Source organism: Phycicoccus jejuensis, from assembly GCF_044797865.1.
Taxonomy (GTDB): Bacteria; Actinomycetota; Actinomycetes; order Actinomycetales; family Dermatophilaceae; genus Phycicoccus; species Phycicoccus jejuensis.
In genome coordinates, this window is record NZ_CP085209.1 from 3,125,753 (window position 1) to 3,143,731 (window position 17,979).

Sequence of the window (17,979 nt, forward strand, 5' to 3'; positions counted from 1 at the left end):
TCCGGGTTCGGAGCAGGTCCGGTCAGCCGATCCCGGGCGCGCTGCCGGCCGCGAGGAGGTGCGGCCGGCCGTCGACCGTCACCTCCACCCGGGAGCCCACCGGCGGCGGCGGGGTGTGCGAGGTGCGCGCGCGGACGAGGACGTCGGCGGTGTCGAGGTGCACCTCGACGAGCGCGTCGTGACCGAAGTAGGCGACGTGGCGCACCTCCCCCGTCGGCGCCACGGCACCGGACCGGGCGTCGGCCAGGCGCAGCTGTTCGGGGCGGATCATCACCTCGACCGGGCCCGCGCCGGCGCGGCGGTCGGCCGGGAGGTCGCCGAGCGCGCAGCGCACGACCCCGGCCTCGAGCACGCCGGGGAGGAAGCAGGCCTCGCCGAGCGAGAGCGCGGAGCGGCGGTCGGCCGGCGACGAGTAGACGAGCGAGGGGGCGCCGACCTGGCTGAGCCGGCCCTCGTGCATGACGGCGACCTCGTCGGCGAACGAGAGGGCCTCGGCCTGGTCGTGCGTGACGAGCACGACGGTCGCGCCCTCGTGCGCCAGCGCGTCGGCGACGGCCTCACGGGTCGTGGCGCGCAGCTCGGGGTCGAGCGCGGAGAACGGCTCGTCGAGGAGGACGACGCGGGGACGCCGGGCCAGGGCGCGGGCGAGCGCCACCCGCTGCTGCTGACCGCCCGAGAGCTGGTCGGGGCGGCGGGAGGCGGTCTCGGCGGGCAACCCGACGAGCTCGAGCAGCTCGGCGACGCGCTCGCGAGCGCGACGCTCCCGTCGGGGGAGGCCGTAGGACAGGTTGGCCGCGACGTCGAGGTGCGGGAAGAGGTTGCCCTCCTGGGCGACGTACCCGAAGCCGCGCTTCTCCGGGGGCACCCACGTGCCGGGGGCGGCCACGAGCTCGTCACCGATGCGGACCTCGCCCGCGTCGGGGCGCATGAAGCCGGCGACGACCCGCAGCAGCGTCGTCTTGCCGCAGCCCGACGGGCCGAGCACCGCGGTCGTCGTGCCCGAGGCGACGGTGAGGTCGATGCCGTGCAGCACGGGCGTGCGGGGGTGCGACGCGGTGATGCCGGTGAGGCGCAGGGCGGTCACGGGGTGTGCTCCTCGGGGCCGCTGCGCAGCAGCAGCCAGGTCAGGGGTGCGGACAGGAGGACCAACGCGGCAGCGTACGGCGCGGCGGCCGCGTAGTCGAGGGAGGCGCTCGCCTCCCAGAACGCCGTCGACAGCGTCTGGGTGCCGGTCGGGGCGAGCAGGAGGGTCGCGGTCAGCTCGGTCGAGACGGCGATGGCGACCAGGGCGGAGCCGGCGAGGGTGCCGCGCAGCATGAGCGGCAGCTGCACCCGCACGAACGTCCGCAGCGGTCCGTCGCCGAGCGAGCGCGCGGCGTCGGAGAGCTCCGGCGGCACCGCGGCGACGGCGGCCCGCGTCGAGACCATCGCGCGCGGGATGAAGAGCACCACGTAGGCGAGGACGAGCACCGCCGAGGTCTGGTAGAGCGAGCGGGCCCAGGTGATGGAGAGGGTGATGAGCGCGAGGGCGACGACGACGCCGGGCACCGACGAGGCGAGGTAGCTGACCCGCTCGACGAGCACACCGAACCACGTGCGCCGGCGGGCGAGCAGCCACGCGGCGGGCAGCGTGGCGAGCGTGGTGACCAGGGCCGCGACGAGCGCGAGCCGGACCGTCGACCACAGGGCGGGCCAGAGCACCGTCGGCTCCAGCGCCTCCTCCGGGCGGGTGAGCCACGTGCCCGTCACCCAGGCGGGCACGCCGACGGCGAGCACGGCGAGCGCGGTGACGGCGAGCAGCGCGAGGGGCGTCGCCCGGCCGAGCCTCGCCCGGGCCGGGCGGCGGGCCGCGCCCGAGCCGACCCGCACGTACCGGGTGCGGCCGCGGGCGAGCAGCTCGACCGTGAGCAGGGCGACGGCGAGGCCGACGAGCACGAGGGCGAGGACGCTGCCGGAGCGGCTGTCGAAGGCCACGTCGAACTGGTCGAGGATCGCCGTCGTGAAGGTCGGGAAGCGGAGCATCTCGAGCGCGCCGAACTCCGACAGCAGGTGCAGCGCGACGAGCAGGACGCCACCGAGCAGCGCCGGGCGGACCTGCGCGAGACCGACCTTCGCGGCCGTGCGCCACGGGCCGAGCCCGAGGGCGCGCGCGGCCTCCTCGAGCCCGGGGTCGGCCGACCGCAGCATCGCGGCCACCGGGAGGAAGACGAACGGGAAGTACGACAGCGTCGTCACCAGCACCGCTCCCCCGAGGCCCTCGAGGCCCGGCAGCACGGTGGACCAGGCGAAGCTGTTGACGAAGGCCGGGATGGCCAGCGGCGCGACGAACAGCACGCGCCACAGGCCGGCGAGCGGCAGGCTCGTGCGCTCGACGAGCCAGGCGGCCCCGACGCCGAGGACGGTGGCGAGCGTGCCGGTCAGCGCGACGAGCGCGAGCGTGTTGCGCATCAGCTCGCCGACGCGCGGGCGGAGCAGGAGCGCGGCGACCTCGGACGGCCCGGCCTCGAAGGCCTTGAGCGCGACGACGGCCAGCGGCAGCAGGCACACCAGCGCGACGAGGACCGCCCCGAGGCGCAGACCGGGGCTGCCGCCACCCGGCCGACGACGCCGCGGGGACGCCGCCGACGCCGAACTCGGCGTGGGGGTCGGCGTCGTGACGGGCGCGGTGGTCGACACCTAGAGCAGACCGGCCTTCGTCATGAGCGAGATGACCTCGGGGCCGTTGAGGGTGAAGGGGTCGATCTGCGGGGCCTCGAGGGTGTCGAGCGGCGGCAGGGCGGGGTCGGAGGCGGCGTCACGGCCGACCGCGTACTCCTTGGAGGCCGTGGTGCCGAGCGCCTGCTGGCCCTGCTGGGAGGTGACGAAGGCGAGGAACTTCTGCGCGTCGGCCTGCTTCGTGCTGCTCTTGAGGACGGCGCCGCCGGAGAGGCTGACGAACGCGCCCGGGTCCTCGTTCTTGAAGTAGTGCAGCTTCGTGTTGCCGCTGCCCGACTTGTTGAGGGCCTGGTCGCGGTACCAGTAGTAGTGGTAGATCACGCCCATCGCCGACTGGCCGGCGTTGACGGCCTTCATCGTCGCGATGTTGTTCTGGTAGACCTTCGCGTTCTTCTTGAGCGCGTCGAGCCACGCGGCGGTCTTCTCCTCGCCCTCGGTCGCGAGGACCGCAGAGACGATGGCCTGGAAGTCGGCGCCCCCGGCCGCGGCGCCCCACTGGCCGGCGTACTTCGGGTCGGCGAGGTCCATGAGCGAGGACGGCAGGTCCTGCTCGGAGATCTTCGAGGGGTTGTAGACGAGCACGGTCGAGCGGGCCGCGATGCCGACCCAGTCCTTCGAGGACGGCGCGTAGCCCGGGCCGACCTGCGCCAGCGTCGAGGCGTCGACCGGCGCGAGCAGGCCCGCCCGCTCGACGGTCGTCATCGCCGGGGAGTTCTCGGTGAGGAAAACGTCGGCCGGGGAGCTCGCGCCCTCCTGGACGATCTGCGAGCCCATCGAGGAGTCGTTGCCGTAGCGGACCTGCACCTCGATGCCGGTCTTCTCCTGGAACTCCTTGCCCCACTCCTCGGTGAGGTTCTTGTGCTGGGCGCTGTAGATCGTCAGCTTCGAGGAGTCGAGGTCGTCGCCGGCCTCGAGGGTGCTCTCGCCGCAGGCGGCGAGGCCGAGCAGCGCGACGAGCGCGGCGGCCGTGGCGGACAGGGTCCGGCGTCTCACCGAGTCATCCTCCGTCTGTGTAGGGAAGGCTTGCCTAACTCGGTCCAGCGTAACGGAGCGCTGAGCGTGCCCACGACCGACCCGGGGCGCGAGACGGATCACACCGCCCGTCTTGCGTTAGGTGTGCCTAACCTTATTGACTGTCCGCCGTGCCCACCCTGCTCGCCACCGCCCCGCTGCCCGGCGCGACGTCGCCGACGCTCGCGCCCGACGGCGTCAGCCTGACGCGGCTCGCGGCCCTCGGCGGGCGGACCGCCCTGCACACGGTCGACGGGCCGGTGTCGTACGCCGACCTCGCGGCGCGCGCCGCCGACGTCGTCGGGCTGCTGCCCTCGGGGCGCTCGCTCGTCCACGTCCGGGCGAGCGCGACGGTGGCGACGGTCGCCCAGCTCGTGGCGGCGCGGGCCGCCGGGCACGTCGTGCTGCTCTCGGCCCCCGGGCGCGCTGCGCGGTCGCTGGCCGAGGCCTACGACCCCGACGTCGTCCTCTCCGCCGAGGGCGTCGACGTGCTCCGGCCGACGAGCGCGCACGACCTGCACCCCGAGCTCGCGCTGCTCATGAGCACGAGCGGGTCCACCGGTTCGCCCAAGCTCGTCCGGCTCTCGCAGCGCAACCTGCTGGCCAACACGGCGCAGGTCCGGGCGGCCCTGGGGGTCCGGTCCGACGACGTCGCGGCGCTCACCCTGCCGCTCAGCTACTGCTACGGCCTCTCGGTCCTGCTGTCCCACCTCGACGCCGGCGCGTCCGTCCTCCTCACGGACCTCTCCGTCGTCGACGACTGCTTCTGGGACCAGGCGCGCGCGGCCGGCGTCACGACCATCCCGGGTGTCCCGCACACCTTCGAGCTGCTCGAGCGGAGCGGCTTCGCCGAGCGCTCGCTCCCGACGCTGCGGCAGCTGACGCAGGCCGGCGGCCGGATGGACCCCGAGCGCGTCCGCCGCGTGGCCCGGCTCGGCCGCGAGCGCGGTCACGAGCTCGTCGTCATGTACGGCCAGTGCGAGGCGACCGCTCGGATGGCCTGTCTCGCAGCCGATCTCGTCGAGGAGCACCCCGACTGCGTCGGCACCCCGGTGCCCGGTGGGGCGGTGCGCATCGACGACGGCGAGATCGTCTACGCCGGCCCCAACGTGATGCTCGGGTACGCCGAGCACCCCGCGGACCTGGCGCTCGGCCGCACCGTCGACGAGCTGCGCACCGGCGACCTCGGCGAGGTGACGCCCGACGGCCTCCTGCGGGTCACCGGCCGGCGGGCGCGCTTCGTCAAGGTGCTCGGCCACCGGGTCGACCTCGACACCGTCGAGGGTGCGCTGCGCGCCGACGGCCACGACGTGCGCGTCGCCGGCCGTGACGGGCTGCTCGCGGTGTCCGCCCGCGGGGCGTCGTCCGCGCCGGCTCGGGAGCGGGTCCGCCGGGCCGCGGTCCGCGCCTCGGGGGTCCCGGCCGACGCGGTGCGCGTCGTCGCGGTCGCGGAGCACCCGCTGCTGCCGTCGGGCAAGCCGGACCACCGGGCCGTCCTGGCCCAGGCGGCACCGACCGAGGTCGAGGCCGTCGCGAGCGACGCCGGGGTGGCGGCGCTCTACTGCACCCTGCTGCACCGACCCGCGGCGCCCGACAGCACGTTCGCGTCGCTCGGCGGTGACTCGCTGTCCTTCGTCGAGGTGTCGGTGCGGCTGGAGGAGCTGCTCGGGCACCTCCCCCGCGGCTGGCACCTGATGACCGTCGCGCAGCTGGACGCCTTGCGCCGCAGCCCGGTTCGCGCATCGGGACTACGCCTCCCCCGCTGGCGCACCGTCGAGACGAGCGTGGCCCTGCGGGCCCTCGCCATCGTCCTCGTCGTCGGCACGCACACGCACGTGTTCACGCTGCAGGGCAGCGCCAACGCCCTCCTCGTCGTCGCCGGCTTCCAGCTCGCGCGCTTCCAGCTCGCGAGCCCCGACCCGGGCGAGCGCAGCCGGGGGCTGCTCGGCGCCGCGCTGCGGATGGCCCTCCCGACGCTCGTCGTCGTCTGGGCGGCGCACTTCCTCCTCGGCCTCTATGCCCCGCGCAACCTCGTCCTCATGAACTGGGCGCTCGGTGCCGAGCACCTCGGGCCGCCGTGGCGCTTCTGGTTCGTCGAGGCCCTCCTCGTCGCGCTCGTCGGCATCGGCCTGCTCGTGCGCCTCCCCCGCGTGACCGCCCTCGACCGGCGCCACCCGCTGCTGTTCCCGGTCGGCCTGTCGGTCGCTGCCTTCGTCGCCTTCCGCCTCCCGGTGCTCGACCTGCCGACGCCGCGGATGCAGGGCGCCGCGCTCGTCGTGCTCCACCTGGTCCTGCTCGGCTGGGCCCTGGCCCGGGCGACCTCCACCGGGCAGCGGCTGGCCCTCACCGCCGTGTCCGCCGCGATGGTGATGACGTTCTCGGGCAACCCCTCCCGCGATGGGCTGACCCTCGCCTGCGTGCTCGCGCTGCTCTGGGTCCCGACGGTGCGACTGCCCGGGCCGGTGGTCCCCGTCGCGCGGGTCCTCGCCTCCGCGTCGCTGTTCGTCTACGTCGCGCACTGGCAGGTGCTCCAGTGGACCTGGGGGCTGCCCGAGCACGGGCCGGTCCTCGGGCTCGTCCTCGGCACCGCCGCGGGTCTCGCCTACTGGTGGCTGTGGACCGGCCCGGTGACGGGCGGCTGGTCCCGCCTCGTCGCCCTCGGCCGGGCGCGGCGACCTCAGTCGGCCTTGGCCTCGCCCCAGCCGTGCCAGTGGCTGACCTCGACCCAGCAGCTGATCCGCCGGCGTTCGCGCACCCGGTAGTCCTGTCCGCCGTAGAGGTTCGAGAGGCGGTCGATGTCCGCCATCGCCCGCTCCGGGTCCTCCTCCCACCGCACGATGCGCCCCCGGATGCTCACGTGCGTGTACCAGCTGCCCTCCTCGAGGGCGGTCAGCGCGACCTCGGGCCGCCGGCGCATCCACGACACCCGCGCTCGCTCGGCGTCCATGTTGAGCAGGACCGTGCCGTCGTCCTCGAGGAGGTACCAGGTCGCGACGGACATCGGGGAGCCGTCCGGACGCAGGACCGCGACGACCGCCGGGTTGGGCCGGCGGAAGAGCTCGGCGACGTCTGGGGGCAGCGGGGCCTTGGGCACGGTGGGTCTCCTCGATCGGCAGCCGGGACGGTCGCCTCCAGCATGCCTGCCCGAACGCACCGCAGGCGCCCCGGCGCCCGGCCGGGTCGCCGCCCGTACGGTGGGGTGATGGCGAACCGGCTCGCGGCATCCCTCTCCCCCTACCTCCTGCAGCACGCCGACAACCCCGTCGACTGGTGGGAGTGGGGCGACGAGGCGTTCGCCGAGGCACGACGCCGGGACGTGCCCGTGCTGCTGTCGGTCGGGTACGCCGCGTGCCACTGGTGCCACGTCATGGCGCACGAGTCCTTCGAGGACGAGGAGGTCGCGCGCGTCCTCCTCGACGGGTTCGTCGCCGTCAAGGTCGACCGCGAGGAGCGCCCCGACGTCGACGCCGTCTACATGGCCGCGACCACCGCGCTGACGGGTCAGGGCGGCTGGCCGATGACGTGCCTCCTGACCCCCGACGGCGACCCGTTCTTCGCCGGCACCTACCTCCCGCGGGCGCACTTCCTCGGGCTGCTCGACAACGCGTCGCGGGTCTGGCGCGAGCAGCGCGACCAGGTCCTCGCCTCCGGCGCGCACGTCGCGCAGCGGCTTCGCGAGGTGACCGGTCCCCCGGCCCCGGCGCCCGTCCCGGCCGACGTCCTCGACGGGGCCGTCGTGCGCCTGCGCAGCCAGTACGACGAGGTGCGGGGCGGGTTCGGCGGCGCCCCGAAGTTCCCGCCGTCGATGGTGCTCGAGTTCCTCCTGCGCCACCACGCGCGCACCGGGTCCGCCGACGCCCTCGCGATGGCCCGTCACACCGGCGAGGCGATGGCCCGCGGCGGGATGTACGACCAGCTGGCCGGCGGCTTCGCGCGGTACGCGGTCGACGCCTCGTGGGTCGTGCCGCACTTCGAGAAGATGCTCTACGACAACGCCCTCCTGCTGCGCGTCTACGCCCACCTCTGGCGGGTCACCGGCGACCCCCTGGCCCGGCGGGTCGCGGAGGAGACCGCCGACTTCGTGGTCCGCGACCTCGGCACCCCCGAGGGCGCGTTCGCCTCCGCCCTCGACGCCGACACCGTCGTCGACGGCACGTCGCACGAGGGCCTGACCTACGCCTGGACCCCGGCGCAGCTCGCGGAGGTGCTCGGCGCGGACGACGGCGCCCGCGCTGCCGACCTGCTCGCCGTCACCGACGACGGCACCTTCGAGCACGGCAGCTCCACCCTGCAGCTGCGGCGCGACCCCGAGGACGCCGCGTGGTGGTCCGCCACCCGCGCCCGCCTGCTCGAGGCCCGGGGGTCCCGTCCTCAGCCGGCGCGCGACGACAAGGTCGTCACGGCCTGGAACGGCCTCGCCATCGCCGGGCTCGCCGACGCCGGGGCGCTGCTCGGGCGGCCCGACCTCGTCGACGCCGCGGCGCGCGCCGCCGACCACGTCCTCGCGACGCACGACGTCGACGGGACGCTGCACCGCACCTCTCGCGCCGGTCGCGTGTCGGCTGCACCCGCCGTCCTCGACGACCACGGCGACCTCGCCGAGGGTCTCCTGGCGCTGCACCAGGCCACCGGCGAGGCGCGCTGGCTCGTGCGCGCGGGTGACCTCCTCGACCGCGCCCTCGCGGGCTTCGTCGACGCCGACGGCGCCCTGCACGACACCGCCCACGACGCGCCGGGGCTGTTCGCTCGCCCGGCGAGCCGCAGCGACAACGCCGAGCCGTCGGGCGCCGCGGCCCTGGCCGGGGCACTCCTCACGTACTCCGCCCTCACCGGCTCGGGCCGGCACCGCGAGGCCGCCGACCGCGCGCTGGCCGCCTGTGGCTCGGTGGCCGCGTCCGAGCCACGCTTCGCCGGATGGGCCCTGGCGGTCGCCGAGGCCGCCGTGGCCGGACCGCTCCAGGTGGCCGTCGTCGGCGAGGGGTCGGAGGCCGGCGCGATGCTCGCCGCGGTCCGGGCAGCGACCTCGCCCGGGCTCGTGCACGTCGCCGGCCGGCCGGACGCCCCCGGCATCCCCCTGCTGGCCGACCGTCCTCTCGTGGACGGCGCGGCCGCCGCCTACGTGTGCCGCGGCTTCGTCTGCGACCGGCCGGTCACCGACGCCGAGGCGCTGGCCGAGGCCCTCGCGCGGGGCTGAGCGGGCGGCTGCCGTCCGTGGGCCGGGGCCCACGGACGCCGGGCGGCACAGAGGGAAGGCGACCGGCGCTCGGCGCGGCCACCGCCGTCCCGGCGCCCGCCGACCCGCGCTGCAGCCACCCGTGGGCGACCGGCGCCGGGCCGAGCGAGCCCCGCGGCGACGCCGCAGGACCCGCCGGGTCCGAGGGAGCCGACGACCCGGCACGGCGGAGCAGCGGTGGCGCACCGCAGGTGCGCCACCCGACGGGCCCGGGGCGTCGGCGGGTGCGGACGCGGGAGCACGCGGAGCTGCGATCGGACCATGACCCGGCCTGTGGCTCGAGCCGGGACCCCTGCTGAAGCCCGGCGTGGTGCGTCGAACATAGCAGCGGCCGCGCGCCCGCGGCAGGAGCCTCCTGCGGCGGTGGACAACCCCCCCGCGGCCTCGTAAACCCCGCTGTGCCACAGGCGCGGACGTTCGTCAGAGGACGATGAGCGAGTACTCCGGGTCACGCTCCGGGAGCATCCGGGCCACCCGCTCGGGGTCCACCCACGCGGCCGTCGCCCACACGTCGGCCCACGTGAGGTCGGGACCCACGACCGTGCACGAGCCGGGTCGCGCGACCCCTCGCCCGGTCCGCGGGTCGACGACGTGGGCGCCGCGTGCGGCCGCCCCGGAGGTCGCGACGCCACCGCGGCGCACGGCCACGACGTCCGCGACCCGGCCCGGCGTGCGCGGATCCTCGAGCCCGATCCGCCACGTCGGCGCGGTGACGGACGGCCCGGGCCCCACCCCGACGGCGACGTCGCCGCCGGCCCCGAGGCTGTAGGCGATCTCGGGCACGACGGCGAGGTGCTCCGCGGCCCGGGCGGCGGCCCAGCCCTTGACCAGACCGGTCGGGTCGAACACCGGGCGGCCACCCTCGCGCGAGCGCCAGGCGGAGAACAGGCCGTCGGTGCGCTCCTCGGCCTCGAGGCAGAGCTCGACGACGTCCGCGACCCAGCCGTGCACGTCGTCGACCTCGCCGTGCTGGAGGCGCAGCAGGTCGCTGTCGGCGAGCCACGTCGAGAAGACCGCGTCGGCCCGCCGCAGGTGCGCGAAGGCCCGCCGGACCGCGGCCTCGATGTCGGGGCGGGTCGGCTCGACGGCCCGCACGTGGATGCTCACCGCGGTGCCCATCACGTGCTCCACCCAGGCCCGGCGGGCGAGGACCGGCGGCGCCGGGGCGGCGGGGGCCACGGGGATCTCGGCGGTGATCACAGGTTCGCCTGGTCGATCGCGGACTGCAGCGACTGGATGTAGCCGTCGGAGGTGAACGTCGCCCCCGAGACCATGTCGATCCCGGCGTCCTGAGCCTGCACGGCCTCGTCGTTGAGGATCGGCACGGCGTAGCCGTTGATCTCCTGGTCGCGGTGGTCGCTCCACGGCACCTGCGTCACGGAAGACTTCGTGATCTTCCCGTCCTTGACGGTGATCTCGACCTGCACCGGCCCGTACCGCGTCTGGATCGCGTCGCCGGTGTAGGTCTTCGCGGCGGACGACGAGGACTTCCTCGTCGTCGAGGGGGACGGTGTCGCGCTCGAGGTGTCCGAGGACCCGGACGACGACGAGCCGGACGACGAGGACGAGTCGTCGCTCGAGCCGCTCGACGTCCCGTCGCCGCTCGCGGCGTCGGGCACCGCGGCGCCGCCGGCGTTGGCGTCGCCGAGCGCCACGGTGGTCGCGCCTTGCCCGGTCGAGGTGTGGTAGCTGAAGAGCAGGACGAGCGCCGAGACCGTGCTCAGCAGCCAGGTGGTGATGCGTCGCATCGTGGAGGTCCTCGCGGGGTCGTGGGGGTCGAGGGTCAGTAGCCGAAGCGCTCGAGGTGGATGGCGTCGTGCGGGACGCCGGCGGTGTGCGCGGCGTCGCGCACCGCGTCCATCCAGCCGTCGTTGCCGCAGACGTAGACCTCGTGGCGGGCGATGTCGGGGACGATCTCGCGCAGCGCCTGGGCGTCGCCGAGGTGCGCGGCCTGCTGGGGCAGCCAGCTCACCCGGTCCCGCACCCGGGGGCCCTCGACGAGGAGGTAGCGGGCGCCGCGGGCGGCCGCGAGCGAGCGCAGCTCGTCGGCGAGGACGGCCTCGGCGCGCGAGCGCACGCGGTGGACGACGGTGACGTCGCCGGGGTGCTGCGGGAGTTCCTCGAAGAGGGCGCGCATCGGGGTGATGCCGATGCCCGAACCCATGAGGAGCACCTTGCGCCGGGTGCGGACACCGCCGTGCATCCGGCCGTACGGGCCCTCGACGAGGACGCGGGTGCCGGGCCGCAAGGCGGCGAGACGGGCCGACCCGTCCCCGAGGTGGGCGACGGTGATCCGCAGGGTGCGTCCGTCCGGGGCGGCGGAGATCGAGTAGGGGTTCGCGCGCGTCCAGCCGGGGCCGTCGAGGAAGCGCCACTGGAGGAACTGGCCGGCGCGCACCGGCAGGTGCCGGACGCCGTCACCGCCGACGGTGACGCTCGTGACGCCGGGTCCCTCGGCGCGCACGTCGAGGACACGGATCGGGGAGCGCAGCGAGCGCCACAGCGGCAGGCCGACGCGGAAGATGAGGACGGAGGCGGCCGTGACGGCCCACAGGCCCCACCAGAAGACGGTGGCGGCACGGGAGTCGAGGAAGTCGGCGCCGGTCCACAGCTGGTGCGGCAGGACCAGCCCCGCGCCGAGGTAGCCGTAGAGGTGGATGAGGTGCCACGACTCGTAGCGCAGCCGGCGACGGGCGCGCTTGACCGAGGTGACGACGACCATGACCAGCGCCGCGGTGCCGGCCCACGCGAGGAGCATCCCCGGGTAGCTCACGACGAAGTCCCACGTCGTGCCCCAGAGGCCGAGGGGCCCGCTCGCAGCGTACCCGAGGGTGATGAGGCCGATGTGGACCACCAGCAGCGTGAAGGAGGTGAAGCCGACGAGGCGGTGCACGCGCGCCAGCTCGTCCTGCCCCCAGGCCTGCTCGACCCACGGGACGCGGGCCATGAGGACGACCTGGAGCAGCAGCAGCGCGGAGGCGACGAGCCCGGTCAGCCGGCCGGTCGACGTGAGGGCCCCGGCCAGGGTGCCGAGGTCCTGCACGCCACCGTCCTGCACCCAGAGCGCCGTGACCCCGAGGAGCACCGCCCAGCCGGCGGCCGCGGTCGCGTCCCGCCACCAGCGCGGCACGGGCACGACGGCGCAACGGGGACGGCGGAGAGCGGCGTGGGGGCGGCGGTAGGCCTCGTCGGGCGCCGCCGTGCTCGTCGTCATGCCTGAACTGTCGGGTGGCTCCCTATGCGTCACCTGTGTGCCGTCTCGGGCCGCCGTGTGAGTGCCGGGGACACGCTCCGTGGAAGCTGTGGAAACGCTTGCGCGGATTCGGCAGGATGGCGCCCGTGACCGCACCGGTGCCGCCGCCCCCCGCCCTCCCGACCTCCGGGTGGGACCCGGAGCGCGCCGGGATGCTGCAGGCGCGGCTGGAGCGCTGGTGGCCGGACCTGTGGAGCGGTCTCGTCGCCGTCTACGGCGAGGACCGGGCGGCGCAGACGGCCTCCGAGCTCGTGACCCGGGCCGCCCGCGCCTACGCGCGCCGACCCGACCGGCTGCACCGGCGCGACCTCGAGCGGATGCTGCGCCCCGACTGGCTCCAGGAGCCCTCGATGGTCGGGTACGCCGCCTACACCGAGCGCTTCGCCGGCGACCTGCGCGGGGTCGGCGAGCGCCTGGGCTACCTCGAGGAGCTCGGCGTCACCTACCTCCACCTCATGCCGCTCTTGCGCCCGCGCGAGGGCGACAACGACGGCGGCTACGCCGTGGCCGACTACCGGGAGGTGCGCGCGGACCTCGGGACGATGGAGGACCTCACCGCGCTCGCCGACTCGCTGCACGAGCGCGGGATGAGCCTCGTCCTCGACCTCGTCCTCAACCACGTCGCGCGTGAGCACGAGTGGGCGCGCAAGGCGCGCGAGGGCGTGCTGCGCTACCGCTCGTACTTCCACGTCTTCCCCGACCGCCGCCTCCCCGACGCCTACGAGCGCACGCTGCCCGAGGTCTTCCCCGACTTCGCCCCCGGCAACTTCACGTGGGACGAGGAGCTCGACGGCTGGGTCTGGACGACCTTCAACGCGTGGCAGTGGGACGTCAACTGGGGCAACCCCGACGTCCTCGTCGAGTACGCGCAGGTCGTGCTCGACCTCGCCAACCGCGGCGTCGACGTCCTGCGCCTCGACGCCATCGCCTTCATGTGGAAGCGCCTCGGCACCGACTGCCAGGGGCAGCCCGAGGTGCACGCGCTGACGCAGGTGCTGCGCGCGGTGACCCGGATCGCTTGTCCCGCAGTGGCGTTCAAGGCCGAGGCCATCGTCGCCCCCACCAAGCTGCTCGCGTACCTCGGGGAGCGCGAGCACACCGGCAAGGTGAGCGACCTCGCGTACCACAACAGCCTCATGGTGCAGGTCTGGTCGATGCTCGCGGCCCGCGACGTCCGGCTGGCCGCGCACGCGCTGGGGTCGCTGCCGCCCAAGCCCGCGAGCGCCACGTGGCTGACCTACCTGCGCTGCCACGACGACATCGGCTGGGCGATCATGGACGAGGACGCGGCGGCCGTCGGCGTCACCGGCCCGGGGCACCGCCACTTCCTCGCCGACTGGTACTCGGGCGACTTCTGGGGCTCGCCGGCGCGCGGCCTGGTCTTCCAGTTCAACCCCGAGACCGGCGACCGGCGCACGTCCGGCACCGCGGCCTCGCTCGTCGGCATCGAGGGTGCGGGCACGCCCGAGCAGCTCGACCTCGCCGTCGCGGCCCTCCGGCTCGCGCACGCCGTCGTCGTCGGCTGGGGCGGCATCCCGGTCATCTGGAGCGGCGACGAGCTCGGGCAGGTCAACGACCCCGAGTGGGCGTCGGAGCCGGGCCATGAGGACGACAACCGGTGGGCGCACCGGCCGCGGCTCGACGTCGCCGCGATGGCGACGCGGCACGACCGCTCGACGGTGTCCGGGCGGGTGTTCGGCGACCTCGTCGGGCTCGTCCGGGCGCGGGCCGCGCTGCCGCACCTGCACGGCTCGGTCGAGACGCGCATCGGCCCGGTCGACGACCCCGGCGTGCTCGTGACCCTGCGGGAACATCCCCTCGGGCGCTTCGCCGGCGTCTACAACGTGACGCCGCAGGAGCGGGTCTGGCCGGGCTGGCGGGTCCACGAGCTCGGGCTCGACGCGGCCGTCGACGCCCTCACCGGGCAGCCCCTCCCCTGGCACGCCGACGGCGACGTCCACCTGCCGCCCTACGCCGCCCTCTGGCTCACCACCCCCTGACCCCGCCCCCCTTCCACTTCCTCCTTCCCGCGAATGTGTGTTGAATCGCCGGGGACCCCCGGCGGTTTCACACGCATCCGCGCAGGCCGGCGCGGACCTGGGCCATGACGGTCGACTCCTGGAGGCGCAGCGCCAGCAGGTCGAAGCGCAGCACCCGGTCGCTGCCGAGCGTCACGGTGTTCTGCCGCAGGTTGTCGTCGGTCAGGGCGAGCCCCGAGCGATGGCCCGACCCGTCGATCTCGACGACGAGCCGGGCGAACGCCCACCGCACGTCGAGGTAGATGCGCCCCGTCGGCCCGCGACGCACGACCTGCCGGTCCGGCTCGGGGATGCCGTGGCGCCGGCACATGGCCGCGAAGTCGAGCTCGCCGAGGGACTGCGCGCCGTCCGCGACGTCCCGCACGACCTGCCGGATGAAGGGGTGGCGACCCCGGGTCCGCACCACCTTCGCCGCGGCGACGAGGTCGGCCCCGGTGACGAGCCGCTGCTGGACGGTCATCGCGAGCACGAGGGCGGCCTGCCGGTCGCTCCTCGCCCAGCCCGCGGCACGCACGGCGGCCACCGCCGGTCGTGTCCGCGGGAACGAGTCGCCGTCGACCAGCTCGTCCGGCCGTCGCCGCACCCGGTGGATGCGCACGTCGTCGACCCGCGGACACCGGGAGTTGCGCGTCACCGAGACGTGGACGTCGTGCTCGGTGAAGCCGGTGAGCCCCGCGGCGACCAGGCTGCTGACGCCGTCCACGACGGCGACCGCGTGCCCGACCTCCCACACCGCGAGCCACGGCCTCGCCGCATCCGCCAGCGGCCCGCGGTGCATCGCAACGGTCATGCGCCCGGGCAGCGCCCACCGGTCAGCCGCCACCTGGCGCGCCACGGCGTCCCGGTCGACGCCGAGCCCGCGCAGCAGCGACCGCGAGAGGATGCCGCCGTACGGTTCGGCCAGCCTCTCGACTCCTCGTCGGTGCTCCGGGTCCATCCGCGCAGCCTGCACCGCCGGGCGGTCGGCCCGCAGTCGTCATCCACAGCCCCGCGAAGGCGTGTGAAATCGCCGGTCATCCCCGGTGTCATGTGACAGGACCTGTCGGACATGTGGTGTCAGGACCTTTCGGACAGTAGTGGCCTCCAGGTGGTGCGGTCCTGGTAGCGGCGGGTGGGGTCGATGTGGAGGCGGGCGATGAGGGTGGCCTCGTGGAGGATGACCACGTCGTGGTGGTCGCGCACCACGGTGACGGTGGCGGCGGCCCAGGAACGGCCGATGCTGGTGACGGCGTCGCGGCCGAGGTTGACGTGACCGTTGGGGGCCACGGTGAAGCGGGTGGTGGTGACCGGGCCGGGGAGGGGTTGCGGGCTGGGCAGGGCCTTGGCGGTGGCGGTGTAGCGCTCGTGGGGGGTCTGGTCGGGGTCGAGGGCCTGGTGGGGGCGTTCGGTGTTGAACAGCACGTCGTAGGTGTCCAGGAGGCGTTGCAGCTCGGGGATGCCGCGGGCGGGGGCACGGGCGGTCAGCCAGCGGCGTAGGGGCTGCCAGTCGCGTTCCTTCTTCCCGCAGGTCTGGGGATGGTGCGGGCTGGCGGTGACGGGCTGGGTGCCCAGGGCGCGCACGCGGGCTTCGAAGGCGGTCATGGCGTGGGCGATGCGGCGGCCGTTGAAGGCCAGGGAGTTGTCGGTGAGCAGCATCGCCGGGGGGCCGTGGCGGGTGGCGCAGGCAGAGAACAGCTCCCACGCGTCGTGGCTGTTCTCGTTGGGGGCCACCCGGGTGCCCAGGATGTAGCGGGAGTGGTCATCGATCAGCCGCAGGATGCACACGGTGGAGGCGTCGGCCAGCCTCCACTGCTTGCCGTCCAGCTGCCAGCAGGCGTTGGGGCGGGGGTGCTCGAAGCGGCGGTAGGAGGAACGAGGCCGTTTCGCCGGCTGGGGGGTGATCAGTCCTTGACGGCACAGCACCGGAGGTGTCAGATCGTCTGTGTAAGGGGTCGGTCCGTCTGAAAGGAAGACGATGGATCCCATGACCGATGAGCAGGGCCCGGCCGCGTCGGCGGCTACGGGGAGGGACGTGGCGGCTGAGCTGGCCGCCTCGGGTGCCTTGGATGAGCTGTTCGCGCGGATCGATGCCGGCCAGGTCCAGATGACCGGCACCGACGGGTTGATCCCGGGACTGATCAAGGCCGCGCTCGAGCGAGGCCTGCAGGCCGAGCTCAGCGATCACCTCGGCTACGACAGGGGCGCCCCGGAGGCGTCGATGTTCGACAACTCCCGCAACGGGTCGACACCCAAGACGCTGGCGACCCAGGTCGGGCCGGTCGATCTGGACACCCCGCGGGATCGGCAGGGCACGTTCACCCCGCAGCTGGTCCCCAAGGGCGCGCGCCGCCTGGACGGCCTCGACGCGATGATCGTCAGCCTCTACGCCGGCGGGATGACGTTGCGCGACATCGCCCACCACCTGCACGCCACGGTCGGCACCGAGCTGTCGTACGAGACGATCAGCAAGATCGTCGACGAGATCGGCGAGGAGGTCCTGGCCTGGCAGCGGCGCCCGCTGGAGGCGCTGTACCCGGTGATCTACCTGGACGCGATCGTGGTCAAGGTCCGCGACGGCGGACACGTGGTCAACAAGGCCGCCCACCTCGCCGTCGGGGTCGACATGGACGGGGTCAAGCACGTCCTGGGGATCTGGGTGCAAACCACCGAGGGCGCCAAGTTCTGGGCGTCGGTGTGCGCCGACCTGGCCAACCGCGGCATCCGTGACGTGCTCATCGTCTGCTGCGACGGGCTCACCGGGCTGCCCGAGGCGATCGAGGCCACGTGGAGCGCCGCGACCGTGCAAACCTGCGTGGTGCACCTGATCCGGGCCTCGATGCGGTTCGTCGGCTACGGCGACCGCAAGGCCGTCGCGGCCGCGCTGCGACCGATCTACGCCGCCGCCGACGTCGCGGCCGCCCAGGCAGCGCTGGAGGCGTTCGAGGACCTCTGGGGCGGGAAGTACCCGCACGCGGTCTCCACCTGGCGCGCGGCCTGGGAACGGTTCACCCCGTTCCTCGCCTTCCCGCCCGAGCTGCGCCGGGTCATCTACACCACCAACGCGATCGAGTCCCTGAACTACCAGCTGCGCAAGATCATCAAGAACCGCGGCCACTTCCCCAACGACACCGCCGTCGTCAAGCTGCTCTGGCTGGCGATCTGCACCATCGAGGACAAACGCGCCCGAGAACGCGAGAAGGAACGCGGCCGACCCGCCGACCAACGCAAAGCCCCCGGCCGGCTCGTCGAAGGCCAGATCGTCACCAACTGGAAGAAGGCCCTCGCCCAACTCGCGATCGCCTACCCCGACCGGATCAACCCCCACCTCTGACCATGCCCCTTACACAGACACATTGACAGGCTCACAGCACCCGGTGGATGGTGCGCGGCTGCGGGACATCGACGATCCCGGCCCGGCGTAGCCGGGCCGCGATGCTGCGCGCGCCATGGTCCCAGCCCGCGGCCGCCAGCTCCTGCCGGGTCGCCACGATCAACGCCACCATCGAGGCCGGTGTGGCCGTGGGAGAGCGCGAGGGGCGGCTGGAGTCATCCAGCAGCCCCTCCACACCCCGAGCGCGAAACCGCCTCAGGTACCGGTAGTAGGAGTCACGGCCGATGCCCAACGCGGCGCACTTGGCCGCGACCGTGCCCTCCGCATCCAGCATCGAGACGAACGCCACCTGCAAACGTGCCTCCATCGGCACCGACTTCCCGGCCATGAGCAATGCTCCCGGCCCGCTCGGTGTCCG

At 74.4% G+C, this 17,979-nt stretch carries 14 protein-coding genes; 4 read left to right on the plus strand and 10 right to left on the minus strand.

All coding sequences use genetic code 11. The annotated features are described in order from the left end of the window. Positions 1-22 precede the first annotated feature (22 nt). From LG324_RS14780 to LG324_RS14790, 3 genes are read right to left on the minus strand one after another with little or no spacing between them, the layout of a single operon-like run. Positions 23-1,084 carry an ABC transporter ATP-binding protein gene (locus LG324_RS14780; protein WP_404349091.1) on the minus strand — a complete coding sequence of 354 codons (1,062 nt, stop codon included), beginning with the start codon at positions 1,082-1,084 and terminating at the stop codon, positions 23-25. Then, positions 1,081-2,676 (minus strand): ABC transporter permease, encoded by a 1,596-nt coding sequence (locus LG324_RS14785; protein ID WP_404349093.1) that lies wholly within the window; start codon positions 2,674-2,676, stop codon positions 1,081-1,083. The genes LG324_RS14780 and LG324_RS14785 overlap by 4 nt, the downstream gene beginning before the upstream one ends. Next, on the minus strand, positions 2,677-3,708 hold the full coding sequence (locus tag LG324_RS14790) for an extracellular solute-binding protein (RefSeq protein ID WP_030528030.1): 1,032 nt from the start codon (positions 3,706-3,708) through the stop codon (positions 2,677-2,679). 149 nt (positions 3,709-3,857) lie between these two features. Here LG324_RS14790 and LG324_RS14795 point away from each other — a divergent pair, with 149 nt between their 5' ends. Continuing rightward, on the plus strand, positions 3,858-6,488 hold the full coding sequence (locus tag LG324_RS14795; RefSeq protein ID WP_404349096.1) for an AMP-binding protein: 2,631 nt from the start codon (positions 3,858-3,860) through the stop codon (positions 6,486-6,488). On the opposite strand, the gene LG324_RS14800 is transcribed toward LG324_RS14795, so the two are convergent. Next, positions 6,404-6,820 (minus strand): pyridoxamine 5'-phosphate oxidase family protein, encoded by a 417-nt coding sequence (locus LG324_RS14800; protein WP_404349099.1) that lies wholly within the window; start codon positions 6,818-6,820, stop codon positions 6,404-6,406. The two genes, LG324_RS14795 and LG324_RS14800, sit on opposite strands and share 85 nt — an antisense overlap. 108 nt (positions 6,821-6,928) lie before the next feature. Here LG324_RS14800 and LG324_RS14805 point away from each other — a divergent pair, with 108 nt between their 5' ends. Continuing rightward, complete coding sequence (locus tag LG324_RS14805; RefSeq protein WP_404349101.1) at positions 6,929-8,920, plus strand: thioredoxin domain-containing protein; 1,992 nt, start codon at positions 6,929-6,931, stop codon at positions 8,918-8,920. Between the two features lie 459 nt (positions 8,921-9,379). On the opposite strand, the gene LG324_RS14810 is transcribed toward LG324_RS14805, so the two are convergent. Genes LG324_RS14810 through LG324_RS14820 form a run of 3 tightly spaced genes read right to left on the minus strand, consistent with a single transcriptional unit; the run spans position 9,380 to position 12,173 of the window. After that, positions 9,380-10,159: an FAD:protein FMN transferase gene (locus LG324_RS14810; protein WP_404349104.1), complete on the minus strand. Its 780-nt coding sequence runs from the start codon at positions 10,157-10,159 to the stop codon at positions 9,380-9,382. Beyond that, positions 10,156-10,707 (minus strand): FMN-binding protein, encoded by a 552-nt coding sequence (locus LG324_RS14815; RefSeq protein WP_404349106.1) that lies wholly within the window; start codon positions 10,705-10,707, stop codon positions 10,156-10,158. Before LG324_RS14815 ends, LG324_RS14810 begins: the two co-directional genes overlap by 4 nt. A 35-nt stretch (positions 10,708-10,742) precedes the next feature. Further along, positions 10,743-12,173: a ferric reductase-like transmembrane domain-containing protein gene (locus LG324_RS14820; protein ID WP_404349109.1), complete on the minus strand. Its 1,431-nt coding sequence runs from the start codon at positions 12,171-12,173 to the stop codon at positions 10,743-10,745. Positions 12,174-12,289: 116 nt separating this feature from the next. On the opposite strand from LG324_RS14820, the gene LG324_RS14825 reads away from it, so the two are divergent. After that, a complete protein-coding gene (locus LG324_RS14825) occupies positions 12,290-14,212 on the plus strand; it encodes an alpha-amylase family protein (RefSeq protein ID WP_404349112.1) in 1,923 nt (640 codons plus the stop codon). 67 nt (positions 14,213-14,279) lie between these two features. On the opposite strand, the gene LG324_RS14830 is transcribed toward LG324_RS14825, so the two are convergent. Continuing rightward, positions 14,280-15,188 (minus strand): hypothetical protein, encoded by a 909-nt coding sequence (locus LG324_RS14830; RefSeq protein ID WP_404349114.1) that lies wholly within the window; start codon positions 15,186-15,188, stop codon positions 14,280-14,282. A gap of 119 nt (positions 15,189-15,307) precedes the next feature. After that, positions 15,308-16,153: a DDE-type integrase/transposase/recombinase gene (locus LG324_RS14835; protein ID WP_404349116.1), complete on the minus strand. Its 846-nt coding sequence runs from the start codon at positions 16,151-16,153 to the stop codon at positions 15,308-15,310. Positions 16,154-16,214: 61 nt separating this feature from the next. Here LG324_RS14835 and LG324_RS14840 point away from each other — a divergent pair, with 61 nt between their 5' ends. Further along, positions 16,215-17,561, plus strand: a complete 1,347-nt coding sequence (locus tag LG324_RS14840) for an IS256 family transposase (protein WP_404349120.1) — start codon at positions 16,215-16,217, stop codon at positions 17,559-17,561. Positions 17,562-17,592: 31 nt separating this feature from the next. On the opposite strand, the gene LG324_RS14845 is transcribed toward LG324_RS14840, so the two are convergent. After that, on the minus strand, positions 17,593-17,949 hold the full coding sequence (locus tag LG324_RS14845; RefSeq protein WP_404349122.1) for a helix-turn-helix domain-containing protein: 357 nt from the start codon (positions 17,947-17,949) through the stop codon (positions 17,593-17,595). Positions 17,950-17,979: the final 30 nt, after the last annotated feature.

Bases quoted from the DNA above. Each gene is read 5' to 3' on its own strand.
- LG324_RS14820 (WP_404349109.1), bottom strand. From the start codon at position 12,173: ATGACGACGAGCACGGCGGCGCCCGACGAGGCCTACCGCCGCCCCCAC.
- LG324_RS14830 (WP_404349114.1), bottom strand. From the start codon at position 15,188: ATGGACCCGGAGCACCGACGAGGAGTCGAGAGGCTGGCCGAACCGTAC.
- LG324_RS14805 (WP_404349101.1), top strand. From the start codon at position 6,929: ATGGCGAACCGGCTCGCGGCATCCCTCTCCCCCTACCTCCTGCAGCAC.
- LG324_RS14840 (WP_404349120.1), top strand. From the start codon at position 16,215: ATGACCGATGAGCAGGGCCCGGCCGCGTCGGCGGCTACGGGGAGGGAC.
- LG324_RS14845 (WP_404349122.1), bottom strand. From the start codon at position 17,949: ATGGCCGGGAAGTCGGTGCCGATGGAGGCACGTTTGCAGGTGGCGTTC.
- LG324_RS14825 (WP_404349112.1), top strand. From the start codon at position 12,290: ATGGCGCCCGTGACCGCACCGGTGCCGCCGCCCCCCGCCCTCCCGACC.
- LG324_RS14815 (WP_404349106.1), bottom strand. From the start codon at position 10,707: ATGCGACGCATCACCACCTGGCTGCTGAGCACGGTCTCGGCGCTCGTC.